Origin of the sequence: Burkholderia sp. Bmkn7 (assembly GCF_041103175.1) — a bacterium.
In the GTDB taxonomy this organism is placed as follows: domain Bacteria; phylum Pseudomonadota; class Gammaproteobacteria; order Burkholderiales; family Burkholderiaceae; genus Burkholderia; species Burkholderia cepacia.
On sequence record NZ_JBGCUH010000003.1, the window covers coordinates 3420604 to 3434121 of the forward strand.

Below are 13518 nucleotides of genomic sequence, written 5' to 3' on the forward strand. Positions count from 1 at the left end.
CCATCCTGCGCGGTAGCGGTCGCATGCCTCCGTACGGCGAACCGCACCCGTTCGCACGGGCGGCACACCAGCACGGCTCGCCGGGTCACCGGCGCGTTGCGGCAGACCGGACGCGAGCCGGACACCGCGCGGCACACGCGGCGTCCGGCGCCATCCGGCGCCGATCAATCGTGTCGCGCCCGTGCGCGACACATGCTTGCGCGGCTACGCGATCACGCAGCCGATTCGCGGGCGGCCGCGGCGTCCTTGCGCGCGGCGGCGGCCGCTTGCTTCGCACCACGCGTTGCCGTTTCGCTGACCGCGTCGAAGCCGCTCTGGGCGGCTTCGATCGCCTGCCCCGTCGCTGCGCGTACCGAGTCGGCCGCGGCGGTCGCCGCGGACAACGCCGAGTTCAGCGCGGCCACCACCGGCGCCGAGCCGGCCGGCGCGTGCTTCGACAGTTCGCCCAGCACGTCCTTCAGGCGCTTGTCGTTCTGTTCGTATTGGGCTTGCGCGACCTTTGCCCATTCGGATTGCGTCGACACCGCGATGTCGAACAGGTGGCGGCCGTAGGACACGGCCTTGCCGGCCGCTTCCTGCGGCACGGCGATCTGTTGCGCGAAGCCCGCGGCCGGATTGCTGCTGTTGAACGCGTTCTTCAGCTTGTCCTCATATTCCTCGAGCGCCGTCCGGGCCGCTTGCAGGTTGAGTTCGACGACAGCCTCGAAACCTTGGATAGCCGGACGGGCGATCGCAAACCACGCGGCGATACCGGACTGATAATCGGCGTTGAGTTTTTCGGGGGCAAATACGGACATCGGGCACGCTCCTGTTGGCAATGCGAGAGACGACGTAAGGAAAATCGGAAGCCGGTTCGATAGCAGACTTCCTTATTGACAACCCGTCACTTGTTTGAGTACGGGAAGTTGAAGGAGCCCATTCTAGATCGATTAATTGTCAATTAAATGGCATTAATGCTAGGTGTAAACCCCTAATCTAATCCCGGACGACCGCTGGAACCCGTGATGCGCCGACATCGCAGACGGGGCGGCGCTTCACTCTGTCCCGCAATGCATTTTTACCTTTTTACAGGATAGCCGATCATGACGTCGCGCAACATTTACCAATTCATTATTCCGTTTATTAGAAAACCGGCGCACATTGAAAATGGAGCAGTCGCTTATGTAATCGTTTTTTCCGGATTTATTATGAAATCGTTTCCGGGATTATTAATGACGAAATCAATGATCGGACGAATTGCGGGTCGCAATAAAAAAAAGGCCGCATGATGCGGCCGCGTGCGGGTCAGGCAGGCGCGGAAGATCAGCCGGCCAGTTCGCGATGCAGCGCGAGGAACTCCTGCGCGAGCTTGTGCCCGGGCTCCAGATGGATCACCGGCCTGGACTGCTGATGCGACTCGCGGATCTTCACCGAGGCCGACAGCTTCGACGCGAGCACCGGCAGCCCTTCTTCGACGAGTTCGTCGACGAGCCGCTGCGGCAGGCTCGCTCGCGGCTGGAACTGGTTGATCACGATCCCTTCCACCTCGAGCGCCGCGTTGTGGTCCTGCTGGATCTCCTTCACGTTCTCGAGCAGCGTGTACAGCGCGCGACGTGAAAAATCGTCGCAGTCGAACGGGATCAGGCAGCGCTCGACCGCGATCAGCGCCGAGCGCGTATAGAAATTCAGCGCGGGCGGCGTGTCGATGTACACGGCGTCGTAGGCATCGAGCTCGTTCAGCGCGTCGCGCAGCTTGTAGATCTTATAACGCGATTCGAGCTTGCCGTGCAGCGTGTCGAGATCCGGATGCGCGGGCATCACGTCGAGCCCTTCGAACGGGGTCGGATGGATGAACGATGCGACGTCGACCGGACGGAAGTTGAAGGTCAACGCGGTTTCGAAGAAATCGGCGACACCCGGCTGCGCGTCGGCCGCGGCGTCGCCGAGCAGGTAGCGCGTGGAGTTCGCCTGTGCGTCGAGGTCGATGACGAGCGTGCGCAATCCTTCGCTCGCGCTGATCGCCGCCAGGTTGCAGACGATCGTCGACTTGCCCACGCCGCCCTTCTGGTTGAATACGACCCGCCGCATGGTGCCCCCTCGATCGAACGTCGAAAAGAGCAGCTTAGCCGGTCAATAATGGCGACCGCGTGACGCAGGTCGAATTGCGTGCGACTTGTGTACGGCTCGCGTCAGGTGCGCGGCAGCGCCCCCGACACGTACCGGCTGCCGGGCACGCACCACCGCCACGGGAAGTCCATGCCGACGCGAATGCCGATGCGCGGCCCGCCCGCCAGGTTCGCGGGCGGCGCCGCACCGTCGTCGACGATCGCGAATCCTTCGCGCGCAGCGACGAGATCGACGCCATCCTGCGCACCACCGATGCCCATCGCCTGCGTCAGCCGCGCCGGCCCGCGGCACAGGTCGCGATCGCGCGTCTGCGGCGGCCGGGCCGCGCGCATCCGTTCGATCCCGTGCAGCGGCTCGAGCGCACGGATCAGCACGCCCGTCCCCGTGCCGTCCGGGCCGCACACGCAGTTGCAGCACCAGTGCATGCCGTAGGTGAAATAGACGTACAGGTGCCCCGGCGGCCCGAACATCGTCGCGTTGCGCGGCGTCTTGCCGCGATAGGTATGCGCGGCCGGGTCGATCGCGCCGGCATAGGCATCCACTTCGACGATCCGCCCTGCCCGGCCGTCCGCGGCCGCGAGGATCTTGTTGAGCAGTTGCGGCGCGACGTCGGTGGCCACGCGGTCGAAGAACGCGCGGGGCAGCACGGCGCCCGGCCACGCAGGCGCGGGTTCACCGCGCCGCATCCCGCCTCTCCGGTTGAAGACCGGAACCGGCCTTCGCGTGCAGACGCAGTTGACGGTAGGCGTCGACCAGATCGTCGAGGCCGAACGCGAGATTTCTTCCGCTGGGATTGGGCAGCACCCAGACACTTGCCCCCTGCATGCGGGCCGGCTGCAATCCCCACCCGACCTCACGCTGGCCGGAAAGCGCCGAGTACGCCGCCTTGCCGAGAAAGGCAACGAAGCGCGGCCGATAACGCGCCACCTTTTGCTCGAACCCCGCGGCCGCGGCGATGAATTCCGCGCGCGAAAGCTGATCGGCGCTTGCGGTCGGCCGCTTCACCACCGCCGTCAGGCCGCAGCCATGGCGGAGTATCGCGCGATCGTCCTGCGGCGAAATTTCCGCCGGCGTGAAGCCTGCGAGATGGATCACGCGCCAGAAGCGGTTGCTTCTCCCGGCGAAGTGATGACCTGTTGCCGCAGCGGTCAGGCCGGGATTGATCCCGCAGAACAACACGTCGAGATGCGGAGCGATGAGGTCGGGAAGTTCGTCAGCCACGGTTCGTCTGGATTGCGAGGGACAAGGACATCAATGAAAAGGAACCAGGCGCTCGGCCGGCGACGCGCCGCACGGACGAGCACTGCTCGAACGTCTGGAAGCGCCGAATCGGCCGCTGCACCTGCTGATGGACAAGGCGTACGAAGGCAACGAAGCCCGACAACTCGCGCTCGATCTCGGCTTCATCCCCGTCGTTCCTCCGTTGAGCACACACGTTGAGCCTTGGGAGTGCGACCGGGAGTTGTACAAACGTCGCCACGAAGTCGGGCGGCCGTTCCGTCGAGTGAAGGGCTTTCGTCGCATCTTCCCGCATCGACAAACTCGATCTGATGTTCACTGCCTTTATCAACTTCGCCTTGATCGTCGAAGCCCTTCGTTAGCGTGAACACATCCTAGTCCCATTCGCGTCGGGACCGGCGAATCAAATGCCACTCCAGGTAGGCGCTGTGTCCGAACAGGATTGCCGACGTCAATGCCAGACGCCCCGTCGTGAGCACGCCCGGCGCCACGACACTGCTCAACGCGGCCACCCCGACCGACATCGGAAGCGTTCTGCCGAACGCACCCAGCAAGACGGCAAACCATCCATCGCCGAATTCCTTGCTGAAGCGCTCGGGATAAAGGCCGTACCTCAAGAACTTCCTGACCGGGCTTCGCAAATCACGAAAATGCATGACGACTCCCGACATTTCAATACATCGAACACGACAGGCGTGCGAGCATCGAAATGCTCGCACACACCCTACGGACAGGCAAAACTGCCCGTCGATATTCAGAACTTGCAGATCCAGGCCTGTCCGAGGAACGCGCCCGCGCCACTCAAAAGTGCTGCTTGCGGGCCACGGGCGGCGCCCACCAGGGCTGCCCCACCAACCGCCGCCCAGTTGATGGGTGCCGGATTAAGTTGACACGAAAAAGCGCCACTGACCTGTTTCAGGTCGCTTCGTTTGAGCTCATGCATCGATTCGGTATCCTGATAAAAGTTGACTTGGGCCGGCTGCATCTGCGATCACATTCAGCGCCGACAACGCACTCTATCCGCGGGAGCTGTCTCGATAAATATGGAATTTCTCACGGGAATGAAGAAATCCACAACGAAATCGCCGAACCGCACCGCTCACGATGCAGGCTCAAAAATCGAGCCAGCTGTCGGGTTCGGGGGTTCGTAGGCCACCCTTGGTTCCTGCCGGCCGGGTCTCGGCTTCCGTCTTGCGGGGAAGGAAAATTCGCGGAATCGCGAATACAAAAGAAAAACCCCACCAGAGGGCGGGGTTGATCTTTACATTTCTCGGATACGGGAAATCAGAACGGGATATCGTCGTCCATTTCGTCGAAGCCGCCACCTGCCGGTGCGCTCGGACGGCTTTGTGCGCCGCCGCCAGCACCGCCACGCGCCGCGCCGCCGGCACGACCGCCGCCGCCACCGCCGCGTTCCATCTGTTCGCCGCGACCGCCGCCACCACCACCGTAGCCGCCGCCGTAACCGCCTTCGTCACCGCCGCCACCGCCGCCGCCCGCACCGCCGCGGCCGCCGAGCATCTGCATCTGGTCGGCGACGATTTCGGTCGAGTAACGATCCTGGCCGTCCTGGCCCTGCCACTTGCGCGTGCGGATGCGGCCTTCGATATAGACCGACGAACCCTTCTTCAGGTATTCGCTGACGATTTCCGCCAGACGGCCGAAGAACGCGACGCGATGCCACTCGGTCATTTCCTTGAAATCACCGCTGGCCTTGTCCTTGTAGCGGTCGGTCGTCGCGAGACGGATGTTCGCAACCGCGTCGCCGCTCGGCAGGTAACGGACTTCAGGATCGGCGCCGAGATTGCCGACGAGGATGACCTTGTTGACGGATGCCATGTGTTTCTCCAGTAAATTCGATGCCGGGCCGCCCGCTCACGCTGCCGGTGCGGCCCGCCGGGCAAGCCGGCGAACGCCGCCGGTGCCTGCCCGATGTAAGTTCAGGCCTTGCGCGGCGGCGCTTTCATGCTGGCCGCGATTATAAGCCACGCGGCAACGAGCCCCGAGCACGTGTAGAACACCGTGTTGGCGCCCCCGTGCTTCAGCAGCCAGCCGCCCACGATGCCGCCGAGCGCGAGCCCGATCGACTGCGTGGTGTTGTAGACACCCGTGGCCGCGCCCTTGCGCGAACCGGGCGCGAGCTTCGACACGAGCGACGGCTGCGACGCTTCCAGGATGTTGAAACCGAGGAAGTAGACGAACAGGATCGCCGCCACAATCAGGATGGTATGCGGCGCGCTGCCCAGCAGCAATTGGCCGATCAGGATAGCCAGAATGCCGCCGAGCAGCACCGGCTTCATCTTGCCCCGTTTTTCCGCGACGATGATCGCCGGAACCATCATCACGAACGCGAGCCCCATCACCGGCAGGTAGACCTTCCAGTGCGCGGCGACCGGCAGGCCGCCGTCGACGAGCAGGCGCGGCACGACGAGGAACAGCGCCGTCTGCGTCGCGTGCAGCACCAGCACGCCGAAGTTCAGGCGCAGCAGTTCGACGTTGTGCAGCACCTCGGCGAACGGCGCGGGCACGTGCACGGGCTTCGCCGCGTCGGGCACGATCCACAGCACGACGCCGATCGCGAGGATCGACAGTACGCCGACGATCGCGAACAGCCCGCTCATCCCGACCCAGTGGAACACGATCGGCGCACCGACGATCGCGACCGCGAACGACACGCCGATCGAGCCGCCGACCATCGCCATCGCCTTCGTGCGGTTCTGCTCGGAGGTCAGGTCGGCGATGAACGCGAGCACCGCGGACGAGACCGCCCCCATCCCCTGGATCACGCGGCCGACGATGATCCACGTGATGTCGTGCGCGAATGCGGCGACGAAGCTGCCGATCGCGAAGATCACGAGGCCCGTCGCGATCACCGGCTTGCGGCCGAACTTGTCCGACGCCCAGCCGTAGAAAATGTAGAACAGCGACTGCGTGACGCCGTAGGCCCCGAGCGCGATGCCGACGAGCAGCACGTTGTCGCCGCCCGGGATGGTTTTCGCGTAGACCGAGAACACCGGCATGATCATGAACAGGCCGAGCATGCGCAGCGCGAAGATCGCCGCGAGCGACGTGGTCGCGCGCAATTCGGGCGCAGTCATGCGGGAAGACGTGGCAGACGGATTGGACATCGGGAATGAATTTCGAATGATCGGGATGACCGCCCGACACCGGGCGGCGGAAGATCAGGACCAGCGGCCCGGGAGGCTTGGCGGGCGACACGTCGGGGCAGGATTCAGGCAGCCCGCGGGCCACCCGGAACCGCGCGGCGCGGCCGCTTTCCCGGCGCAGGCGCCGCCTTGCTGCCACCTGCGGCCAAGGCCGGGGGCCCCAAACGACGGCCTCGAAAAGCCGTTATAGTAGCAGGTTTGGTTCCCTCCATTTTCGCCAGGTTCATGGAACAGATCCGTATCCGTGGGGCACGTACCCACAACCTGAAAAACGTCAATCTCGACCTGCCGCGCCACAAGCTGATCGTGATTACCGGGTTGTCCGGGTCGGGCAAGTCGTCGCTCGCGTTCGACACCCTTTATGCCGAGGGCCAGCGCCGCTACGTCGAAAGCCTGTCCGCGTATGCCCGCCAGTTCCTGCAGCTGATGGAGAAACCCGACGTCGACCTGATCGAGGGTCTGTCGCCCGCGATCTCGATCGAGCAGAAGGCGACGTCCCACAATCCGCGTTCGACCGTCGGCACGGTCACGGAAATCCACGACTACCTGCGACTTTTGTACGCACGTGTCGGCACGCCGTACTGCCCCGACCACGAGATCCCGCTCGAGGCGCAGAGCGTGTCGCAGATGGTCGACGCGGCGCTCGCGCTGCCCGAGGAAACCAAGCTGATGATCCTCGCGCCCGTCGTCGCCGACCGCAAGGGCGAGCACGCCGAGCTGTTCGAGGACATGCAGGCGCAGGGTTTCGTGCGCTTTCGCGTCCGTTCGGGCGGCGGCACCGCGAACGAAGGCGTCGGGAAGATCTACGAAGTCGAATCGCTGCCGAAGCTGAAGAAGAACGACAAGCACACAATCGACGTCGTCGTCGACCGCCTCAAGGTGCGCCCGGACATGAAGCAGCGCCTCGCCGAATCGTTCGAGACGGCGCTGCGCCTCGCCGACGGCCGCGCGATCGCGCTGGAGATGGATACCGACAAGGAACACCTGTTCAGCTCGAAGTTCGCGTGCCCGATCTGCTCGTACTCCCTCCAGGAGCTCGAGCCGCGCCTGTTCTCGTTCAACAACCCGATGGGCGCGTGCCCGGAATGCGACGGCCTCGGCCAGATCACGTTCTTCGACCCGAAGCGGGTCGTCGCGCACCCGTCGCTGTCGCTCGCGGCCGGTGCCGTGAAAGGCTGGGACCGCCGCAACCAGTTCTACTTCCAGATGCTGCAGAGTCTCGCGGCCTTCTACGAATTCGACATCGACGCCGCGTTCGAGGACCTGCCGGAAAAGATCCGGAAGGTGCTGCTGTTCGGCTCGGGCAAGCAGACGATCCCGTTCTCGTACATCAACGAGCGCGGCCGCACGACGATCCGCGAGCACGTGTTCGAAGGGATCATCCCGAACCTCGAGCGCCGCTACCGCGAGACCGACTCGGTCGCGGTGCGCGAAGAGCTGTCGAAGTACCAGAACAACCAGCCGTGCCCGGCGTGCGAAGGCACGCGCCTGCGCCGCGAAGCGCGCCACGTGCGCATCGGCACCGGCGACCACGCGCGCGGCATCTATGAAATCAGCGGCTGGCCGCTGCGCGACGCGCTCGGCTATTTCGACGGCCTGACGCTCGAAGGCGCGAAGCGCGAGATCGCCGACAAGGTGATCAAGGAAATCGTCGCGCGCCTCACGTTCCTGAACAACGTCGGCCTCGACTACCTGTCGCTCGAGCGCAGCGCCGAGACCCTGTCGGGCGGCGAGGCACAGCGCATCCGGCTCGCGTCGCAGATCGGCTCGGGCCTGACGGGCGTGATGTATGTGCTCGACGAGCCGTCGATCGGCCTGCACCAGCGCGACAACGACCGCCTGATCGCGACGCTCAAGCACCTGCGCGACCTCGGCAACTCGGTGATCGTCGTCGAGCACGACGAGGACATGATCCGCACGGCCGACTACGTCGTCGACATGGGCCCGGGCGCCGGCGAGCACGGCGGCGTGATCGTGGCCGAAGGCACGCCGAAGCAGGTGCAGTCGAACCCGCAGTCGCTCACCGGCCAGTACCTGGTCGGCAAGCGCACGATCGAGTACCCGGACGAGCGGCTCGCGCCCGATCCCGAGCGGATGCTGCGCATCGTCGACGCGCACGGCAACAACCTGAAGCACGTCGACCTCGAGCTGCCGGTCGGCCTGCTGACCTGCATCACCGGCGTGTCGGGCTCCGGCAAGTCGACGCTGATCAACGACACGCTGTATCACGCGGTCGCGCGCCACCTGTACGGCTCGTCGGCCGAACCGGCGCCGCACGAGGCGATCGAGGGCCTCGAGCACTTCGACAAGGTGATCAACGTCGACCAGTCGCCGATCGGCCGCACGCCGCGCTCGAACCCGGCCACCTATACCGGCCTGTTCACGCCGATCCGCGAACTGTTCTCGGGCGTGCCGACCTCGAAGGAACGCGGCTACGATCCGGGCCGCTTCTCGTTCAACGTGAAGGGCGGCCGCTGCGAATCGTGCCAGGGCGACGGTGTGCTGAAGGTCGAGATGCACTTCCTGCCGGACGTCTACGTGCCGTGCGACGTGTGCCACGGCAAGCGCTACAACCGCGAAACGCTCGAAGTGCAGTACAAGGGCAAGAACATCAGCGAAGTGCTCGACATGACCGTCGAGCACGCGTATGCGTTCTTCAGCGCGGTGCCGGTCATTGCGCGCAAGCTGAAGACGCTGCTCGACGTCGGCCTCGGCTACATCCGCCTCGGCCAGTCGGCCACCACGCTGTCGGGCGGCGAGGCGCAGCGCGTGAAGCTGTCGCTCGAACTCTCCAAGCGCGACACCGGCCGCACGCTGTACATCCTCGACGAGCCGACCACCGGCCTGCACTTCCACGACATCGCACTGCTGCTGGAAGTAATCCACCGGCTGCGCGACCAGGGCAACACGGTCGTGATCATCGAGCACAACCTCGACGTGATCAAGACGGCCGACTGGGTGATCGACCTCGGCCCCGAAGGCGGTGCCGGCGGCGGCCAGATCATCGCGCAGGGCACGCCCGAGCAGGTCGCGAAGACGAAAGCGAGCTTTACCGGCAAGTACCTCGCACCGCTGCTCAAGCGTCCGACCCGCAAGGTCGCGGCCGGCTGACGCTTCGCGCCGCCCTGCCCCTCCCGCGCGCGGCCGCCCGGCCGCGCGCGCTTCTGCGCACCGCGCAACCGGCCTCCTCTCGTTTTCCCTTCTGCGTTTACACCATGCGCCAAACGGCCCCGTTGCGGCCCATAATGGCGGCTATACTTTACGGTCGTAAGGTTCGCCGTACGCACCAATCCGGTGCGGCGCCGGGCGAACACGGCTCTGCCGCGCATTCCGCGGCATGACACACGATCGACAGGAATCCACGATGGAGAAGCAACCAGACTCGTCTCGCGATACGCAGAATCGCGAACCGCACCTGCGCAGCGTGCGGCTGACGAGCGACTTCAGCCTGCCGAAACTGTCGGCACTCGAGATCGGCAGCTATGGGTTTGCGATCCTCGCGATGTGGCTCGTGATCGAGCTCAAGCTGCTCGGCGGGCTGCTGGCCGGCCTGCTCGTCTACCAGCTGATCCACACGATCGCCCCCGTGATCGAACGTCACACCACGAGCATGCGCGCGCGCTGGGTCGCCGTCGTGCTGCTGGCCATCGCGATCGTCGGCGCGCTGACGGGCCTGACGATCGGCATCATCGAACACTTCGAACGCACGGTGCCGAACCTGCAGAGCCTGCTCGACCAGCTGATGCAGATCGTCGAGCAGACCCGCGCGCGCACGCCGGCCTGGATCGCGAACCTGCTGCCCGTCGACGTCGAGCAGATGAAGACGAAGGCTGCCGTGCTGATGCACTCGCACATGGACCAGCTTCAGCAAAGCGGCAAGAGCGTCGCGCGCGGCTTCGGCCACGTGCTGTTCGGGATGATCATCGGCGCGATGATCGCGATCGGCGTCGAGCACGGCAAGGTGCGCCGGCCGCTGTCCACCGCGCTCGTCACGCGCGTGTCGCGCTTCGCCGACGCATTCCGCCGGATCGTGTTCGCGCAGATCAAGATCTCGGCGATCAACGCGGTGTTCACCGGCATCTACCTGCTCGTCGCGCTGCCGATCTTCCACCAGCGGCTGCCGCTGTCGAAAACGCTCGTGCTCGTCACGTTCATCGTCGGGCTGCTGCCCGTGATCGGCAACCTGATCTCGAACACGCTGATCGTCGCCGTGTCGCTGTCGGTCAGCATGGGCACCGCGATCGCGTCGCTTGCGTTCCTCGTGGTCATCCACAAGCTCGAATACTTCCTGAACGCGAAGATCATCGGCGGCCAGATCGAGTCGCGCGCGTGGGAGCTGCTGCTCGCGATGCTGATCATGGAAGCCGCGTTCGGGCTGCCCGGCGTGATCGCCGCGCCGATCTTCTATGCGTACCTGAAGCGCGAGTTGTACCTGCTGCGGCTGATCTGAAGCAGCCGGCGCGCTCAAGCAACAAAAAACGCCGCACCCCGTAACGGGTGCGGCGTTTTTGCTTGTACGGGCCTGCGCCGGCGAATCAGCGGAACACGACCGTCTTCGTCCCGTTCAGCACGATCCGGTGCTCGACGTGCCACTTCACCGCACGCGCGAGCGTCACGCACTCGACGTCGCGGCCGATCGCGGTCAGCTGGTCGGGCGTCATGCTGTGATCGACGCGCTCGACTTCCTGCTCGATGATCGGGCCTTCGTCGAGATCGGTCGTCACGTAGTGCGCGGTCGCGCCGATCAGCTTCACGCCGCGATCGAACGCCTGGTAATAAGGCTTCGCCCCCTTGAAGCTCGGCAGGAACGAATGGTGGATATTGATCGCGCGCCCGGCGAGCTGTTCGCACATGTTCGGCGACAGGATCTGCATGTAGCGCGCGAGCACGACGAGATCGGCCTGGTGCTCGTCGATCACTTCCAGCACGCGCGCTTCCTGCGCGGCCTTCGCGGCATCGGACGAGCCGCCGATCAGCGGAAAGTGATGGAACGGGATGTTGTAGCTCGCGGCGAGCTGGTAGAACTCCTTGTGGTTCGACACGATCGCCGGGATCTCGATCGGCAGCTGGCCGGTGCGATAGCGGAACAGCAGGTCGTTCAGGCAGTGGCCGATCTTCGACACCATGATCACGACGCGCGGCTTCACGGCCGCGTCATGCAGTTCCCAGCGCATCGAGAACTGCTCGGCGAGCGGCGCGAATTCCTTGCGAAGCGTGTCGAGCGCCGTCGCGGCATCCGCGCCGCCGCCGTCCTGCTCGAAGTGCACGCGCATGAAGAATTCGCTGGTGCGGCTGTCGCCGAACTGCGCCGAATCGAGGATGTTGTTGCTGCGCTCGAACAGGAAGCCCGAGACCGCATGGACGATGCCGTGCCGGTCGGGGCACGACAGTTTCAAGATAAAGCTGTGATCGGTCGGCATGACCGCTACTCCCTTCGTTTCCGTATTCGTCAAATTGCCCGTTCGCGCCGCCGGACTGCGTGCGCGGCACGCGTCACGCGGCCGGTGCGAACAGGGCGTCGATGCCCGCCGCGTCGGCCGCCGGGATCCAGCGGTGGCGCAGCAGCGTGTCGAGCGTCGCGAGGCTCGCATCCATCGTCGCGCGGCCGGCGCGCAGCCAGCCGATCACCTCGGGCACGCCGGCCAGCAGGTGCTCGGCGACTTCGCCGTCCTGGTTGCGCGGCGCGAAGTCGCGCGGCAGCGGCAGGTCGTACACGAAGATCAGTTCGGACTGCGTGCCTTCCGGCAGCGAGCACAGCACCTGCACCGCGCGGCCCGCGATCGCGCGCGCAGCCAGCTCGGCGGGAATGCCGGCTTCTTCCCAGCATTCCTTCGCGAGCGTCTCGTGAACGCCCAGGCCCCAGCCGATCCCGCCCGCGACGACGTTGTCGAGCATGCCGGGGTCGGTTGCCTTGGTCTCGCTGCGACGGCCGAGCCACATCTGCGGGACGGCCGCGGCGGGCGGCTCGCCCGGCGCAACCGCATATTCTACGATGCCGTTCAGATGCACCGCGTAAGTCTGCGTGCCGAAGAAGCGCGACGCGGCGCGCTCGATGTACGCGAGCGGCGGATCGTCGAAGCGGTTGCGGATTGCGTAGATCTCGTCGCGCCAGCCGGGAATCGCGCCATCGGCCGCGAGCGCGCCGATGGCGCTCGCCAGCGCCATGCTGCGTGCGTCGACCGAGTCGTAGCGCGACGACAGCACGACGCGCTCGTCGGTCAGCTCGAACACGTCGGGCCAGCGGGCGAGCATCGCGGCATCCTGGCGGCGCACCCAGCCGACCGCCTGGCCGGCCATCTCGAAACGCAGGTGCGCAGCCGGGTCGAAACGGCGCGCGGCCGCAATGCACGGAAACGTCATCGTCGTCAGTCCTTCAGCGCCACACGGATGCCGATCGCGATGAACGTCGCACCGGCGATCCGGTCGAGCCACACGCCGGCCTTCGGGCGGCGCTTCAGCCACGCGCCGATCATGCCCGCGCCGACGCCGAACAGCGAGAAAACCACGGCCGTCTGCAGCATGAACAGCGCGCCGAGTTCGAACATCTGCAGCGTCACGCCCTGCCCGCCGTGCGGATCGACGAACTGCGGCAGGAACACGACGAAGAACAGCGTGACCTTCGGGTTCATCAGGTTGCCGATCACGCTCTGCCGGAAGATCGTGCCGAGCGGCTGCGGCGGGCGCTCGTGCGCGTTCGCGAGGCCCTGGCTGCGCAGCGCCTTGATGCCGATCCACACGAGGTACGCGGCGCCCGCGAGCTTCAGGATCTCGAACGCGACCGGCGACGAACGCAGCACGGCCGCGACGCCGAGCGCCGCGAGCGTCGTGTGGAACAGGATCCCGGCGGTGAAGCCGAGCGCGGCGACGAAACCGGCCGCGCGGCCCTGCGAGATGCCGCGTGCGAGCACCTGCAGGTTGTCGGGACCCGGCGCGAACGTAATCGCGATCGACGTGGCGAGAAACAGCATGAAGTTGGGCATCGAGACCTCGCTGTGTAACGTGGAAT

At 65.5% G+C, this 13518-nt stretch carries 14 protein-coding genes and 1 pseudogene; 4 read left to right on the forward strand and 11 right to left on the reverse strand.

Features of this window, described 5'->3' with window-relative positions; all coding sequences use genetic code 11:
* Window positions 1–212: 212 nt before the first annotated feature.
* Window positions 213–797, reverse strand: a complete 585-nt coding sequence (gene phaP / locus AB3K92_RS37495; RefSeq protein WP_060057650.1) for a TIGR01841 family phasin — start codon at window positions 795–797, stop codon at window positions 213–215.
* A 285-nt stretch (window positions 798–1082) separates the two neighbouring features.
* Between phaP and AB3K92_RS37500 the strand changes: the two genes are divergently transcribed.
* Window positions 1083–1268 (forward strand): hypothetical protein, encoded by a 186-nt coding sequence (locus AB3K92_RS37500; protein ID WP_155649058.1) that lies wholly within the window; start codon window positions 1083–1085, stop codon window positions 1266–1268.
* Window positions 1269–1302: 34 nt separating this feature from the next.
* On the opposite strand, the gene AB3K92_RS37505 is transcribed toward AB3K92_RS37500, so the two are convergent.
* The 3 genes from AB3K92_RS37505 to mug form a co-directional block, all read right to left on the reverse strand.
* Window positions 1303–2067, reverse strand: a complete 765-nt coding sequence (locus AB3K92_RS37505) for a ParA family protein (RefSeq protein WP_059620266.1) — start codon at window positions 2065–2067, stop codon at window positions 1303–1305.
* A 101-nt stretch (window positions 2068–2168) separates the two neighbouring features.
* The gene (locus tag AB3K92_RS37510; RefSeq protein ID WP_369466804.1) at window positions 2169–2792 is read right to left on the reverse strand and encodes a DNA-3-methyladenine glycosylase; all 624 of its coding nucleotides are present in this window, start codon (window positions 2790–2792) and stop codon (window positions 2169–2171) included.
* Window positions 2779–3327, reverse strand: coding sequence for a G/U mismatch-specific DNA glycosylase (gene mug, locus AB3K92_RS37515; RefSeq protein WP_369466805.1), 549 nt, complete (start codon window positions 3325–3327; stop codon window positions 2779–2781). Before mug ends, AB3K92_RS37510 begins: the two co-directional genes overlap by 14 nt.
* A 61-nt stretch (window positions 3328–3388) precedes the next feature.
* Between mug and AB3K92_RS37520 the strand changes: the two are divergent.
* Window positions 3389–3707, forward strand: a pseudogene (locus AB3K92_RS37520) (IS5/IS1182 family transposase); the annotation flags it as partial.
* 12 nt (window positions 3708–3719) lie between these two features.
* Here the strand turns inward: AB3K92_RS37520 and AB3K92_RS37525 are convergent.
* The 4 genes from AB3K92_RS37525 to AB3K92_RS37540 form a co-directional block, all read right to left on the reverse strand.
* Window positions 3720–4001 carry a hypothetical protein gene (locus tag AB3K92_RS37525; RefSeq protein ID WP_369466806.1) on the reverse strand — a complete coding sequence of 94 codons (282 nt, stop codon included), beginning with the start codon at window positions 3999–4001 and terminating at the stop codon, window positions 3720–3722.
* A gap of 98 nt (window positions 4002–4099) precedes the next feature.
* Window positions 4100–4330, reverse strand: a complete 231-nt coding sequence (locus AB3K92_RS37530; protein ID WP_225740280.1) for a hypothetical protein — start codon at window positions 4328–4330, stop codon at window positions 4100–4102.
* A 299-nt stretch (window positions 4331–4629) separates the two neighbouring features.
* Window positions 4630–5184 (reverse strand): single-stranded DNA-binding protein, encoded by a 555-nt coding sequence (locus AB3K92_RS37535; RefSeq protein ID WP_060067283.1) that lies wholly within the window; start codon window positions 5182–5184, stop codon window positions 4630–4632.
* Between the two features lie 101 nt (window positions 5185–5285).
* Window positions 5286–6473, reverse strand: coding sequence for an MFS transporter (locus AB3K92_RS37540; RefSeq protein ID WP_059489870.1), 1188 nt, complete (start codon window positions 6471–6473; stop codon window positions 5286–5288).
* 264 nt (window positions 6474–6737) lie between these two features.
* Between AB3K92_RS37540 and uvrA the strand changes: the two genes are divergently transcribed.
* The gene (uvrA, locus tag AB3K92_RS37545) at window positions 6738–9623 is read left to right on the forward strand and encodes an excinuclease ABC subunit UvrA (RefSeq protein WP_021162587.1); all 2886 of its coding nucleotides are present in this window, start codon (window positions 6738–6740) and stop codon (window positions 9621–9623) included.
* 253 nt (window positions 9624–9876) lie between these two features.
* Window positions 9877–10962 carry an AI-2E family transporter gene (locus AB3K92_RS37550; protein ID WP_059552914.1) on the forward strand — a complete coding sequence of 362 codons (1086 nt, stop codon included), beginning with the start codon at window positions 9877–9879 and terminating at the stop codon, window positions 10960–10962.
* An 85-nt stretch (window positions 10963–11047) separates the two neighbouring features.
* Here AB3K92_RS37550 and purU read toward each other — a convergent pair whose 3' ends face one another.
* From purU to AB3K92_RS37565, 3 genes are all read right to left on the reverse strand, one after another.
* Window positions 11048–11932 (reverse strand): formyltetrahydrofolate deformylase, encoded by an 885-nt coding sequence (gene purU / locus AB3K92_RS37555; RefSeq protein WP_021162590.1) that lies wholly within the window; start codon window positions 11930–11932, stop codon window positions 11048–11050.
* Window positions 11933–12005: 73 nt separating this feature from the next.
* A complete protein-coding gene (locus AB3K92_RS37560; protein ID WP_226204184.1) occupies window positions 12006–12872 on the reverse strand; it encodes an NUDIX hydrolase family protein in 867 nt (288 codons plus the stop codon).
* Between the two features lie 5 nt (window positions 12873–12877).
* The gene (locus tag AB3K92_RS37565) at window positions 12878–13492 is read right to left on the reverse strand and encodes a LysE family translocator (protein ID WP_021162592.1); all 615 of its coding nucleotides are present in this window, start codon (window positions 13490–13492) and stop codon (window positions 12878–12880) included.
* Between the last annotated feature and the right edge of the window lie 26 nt (window positions 13493–13518).

Excerpts from the sequence above, each read along its gene's own strand:
- phaP (WP_060057650.1), bottom strand. The coding sequence starts at position 797 with ATGTCCGTATTTGCCCCCGAAAAACTCAACGCCGATTATCAGTCCGGT.
- AB3K92_RS37500 (WP_155649058.1), top strand. The coding sequence starts at position 1,083 with ATGACGTCGCGCAACATTTACCAATTCATTATTCCGTTTATTAGAAAA.
- AB3K92_RS37505 (WP_059620266.1), bottom strand. The coding sequence starts at position 2,067 with ATGCGGCGGGTCGTATTCAACCAGAAGGGCGGCGTGGGCAAGTCGACG.
- AB3K92_RS37510 (WP_369466804.1), bottom strand. The coding sequence starts at position 2,792 with ATGCGGCGCGGTGAACCCGCGCCTGCGTGGCCGGGCGCCGTGCTGCCC.
- AB3K92_RS37525 (WP_369466806.1), bottom strand. The coding sequence starts at position 4,001 with ATGCATTTTCGTGATTTGCGAAGCCCGGTCAGGAAGTTCTTGAGGTAC.
- AB3K92_RS37530 (WP_225740280.1), bottom strand. The coding sequence starts at position 4,330 with ATGCAGCCGGCCCAAGTCAACTTTTATCAGGATACCGAATCGATGCAT.
- AB3K92_RS37535 (WP_060067283.1), bottom strand. The coding sequence starts at position 5,184 with ATGGCATCCGTCAACAAGGTCATCCTCGTCGGCAATCTCGGCGCCGAT.
- AB3K92_RS37540 (WP_059489870.1), bottom strand. The coding sequence starts at position 6,473 with ATGTCCAATCCGTCTGCCACGTCTTCCCGCATGACTGCGCCCGAATTG.
- uvrA (WP_021162587.1), top strand. The coding sequence starts at position 6,738 with ATGGAACAGATCCGTATCCGTGGGGCACGTACCCACAACCTGAAAAAC.
- AB3K92_RS37550 (WP_059552914.1), top strand. The coding sequence starts at position 9,877 with ATGGAGAAGCAACCAGACTCGTCTCGCGATACGCAGAATCGCGAACCG.
- purU (WP_021162590.1), bottom strand. The coding sequence starts at position 11,932 with ATGCCGACCGATCACAGCTTTATCTTGAAACTGTCGTGCCCCGACCGG.
- AB3K92_RS37560 (WP_226204184.1), bottom strand. The coding sequence starts at position 12,872 with ATGACGTTTCCGTGCATTGCGGCCGCGCGCCGTTTCGACCCGGCTGCG.
- AB3K92_RS37565 (WP_021162592.1), bottom strand. The coding sequence starts at position 13,492 with ATGCCCAACTTCATGCTGTTTCTCGCCACGTCGATCGCGATTACGTTC.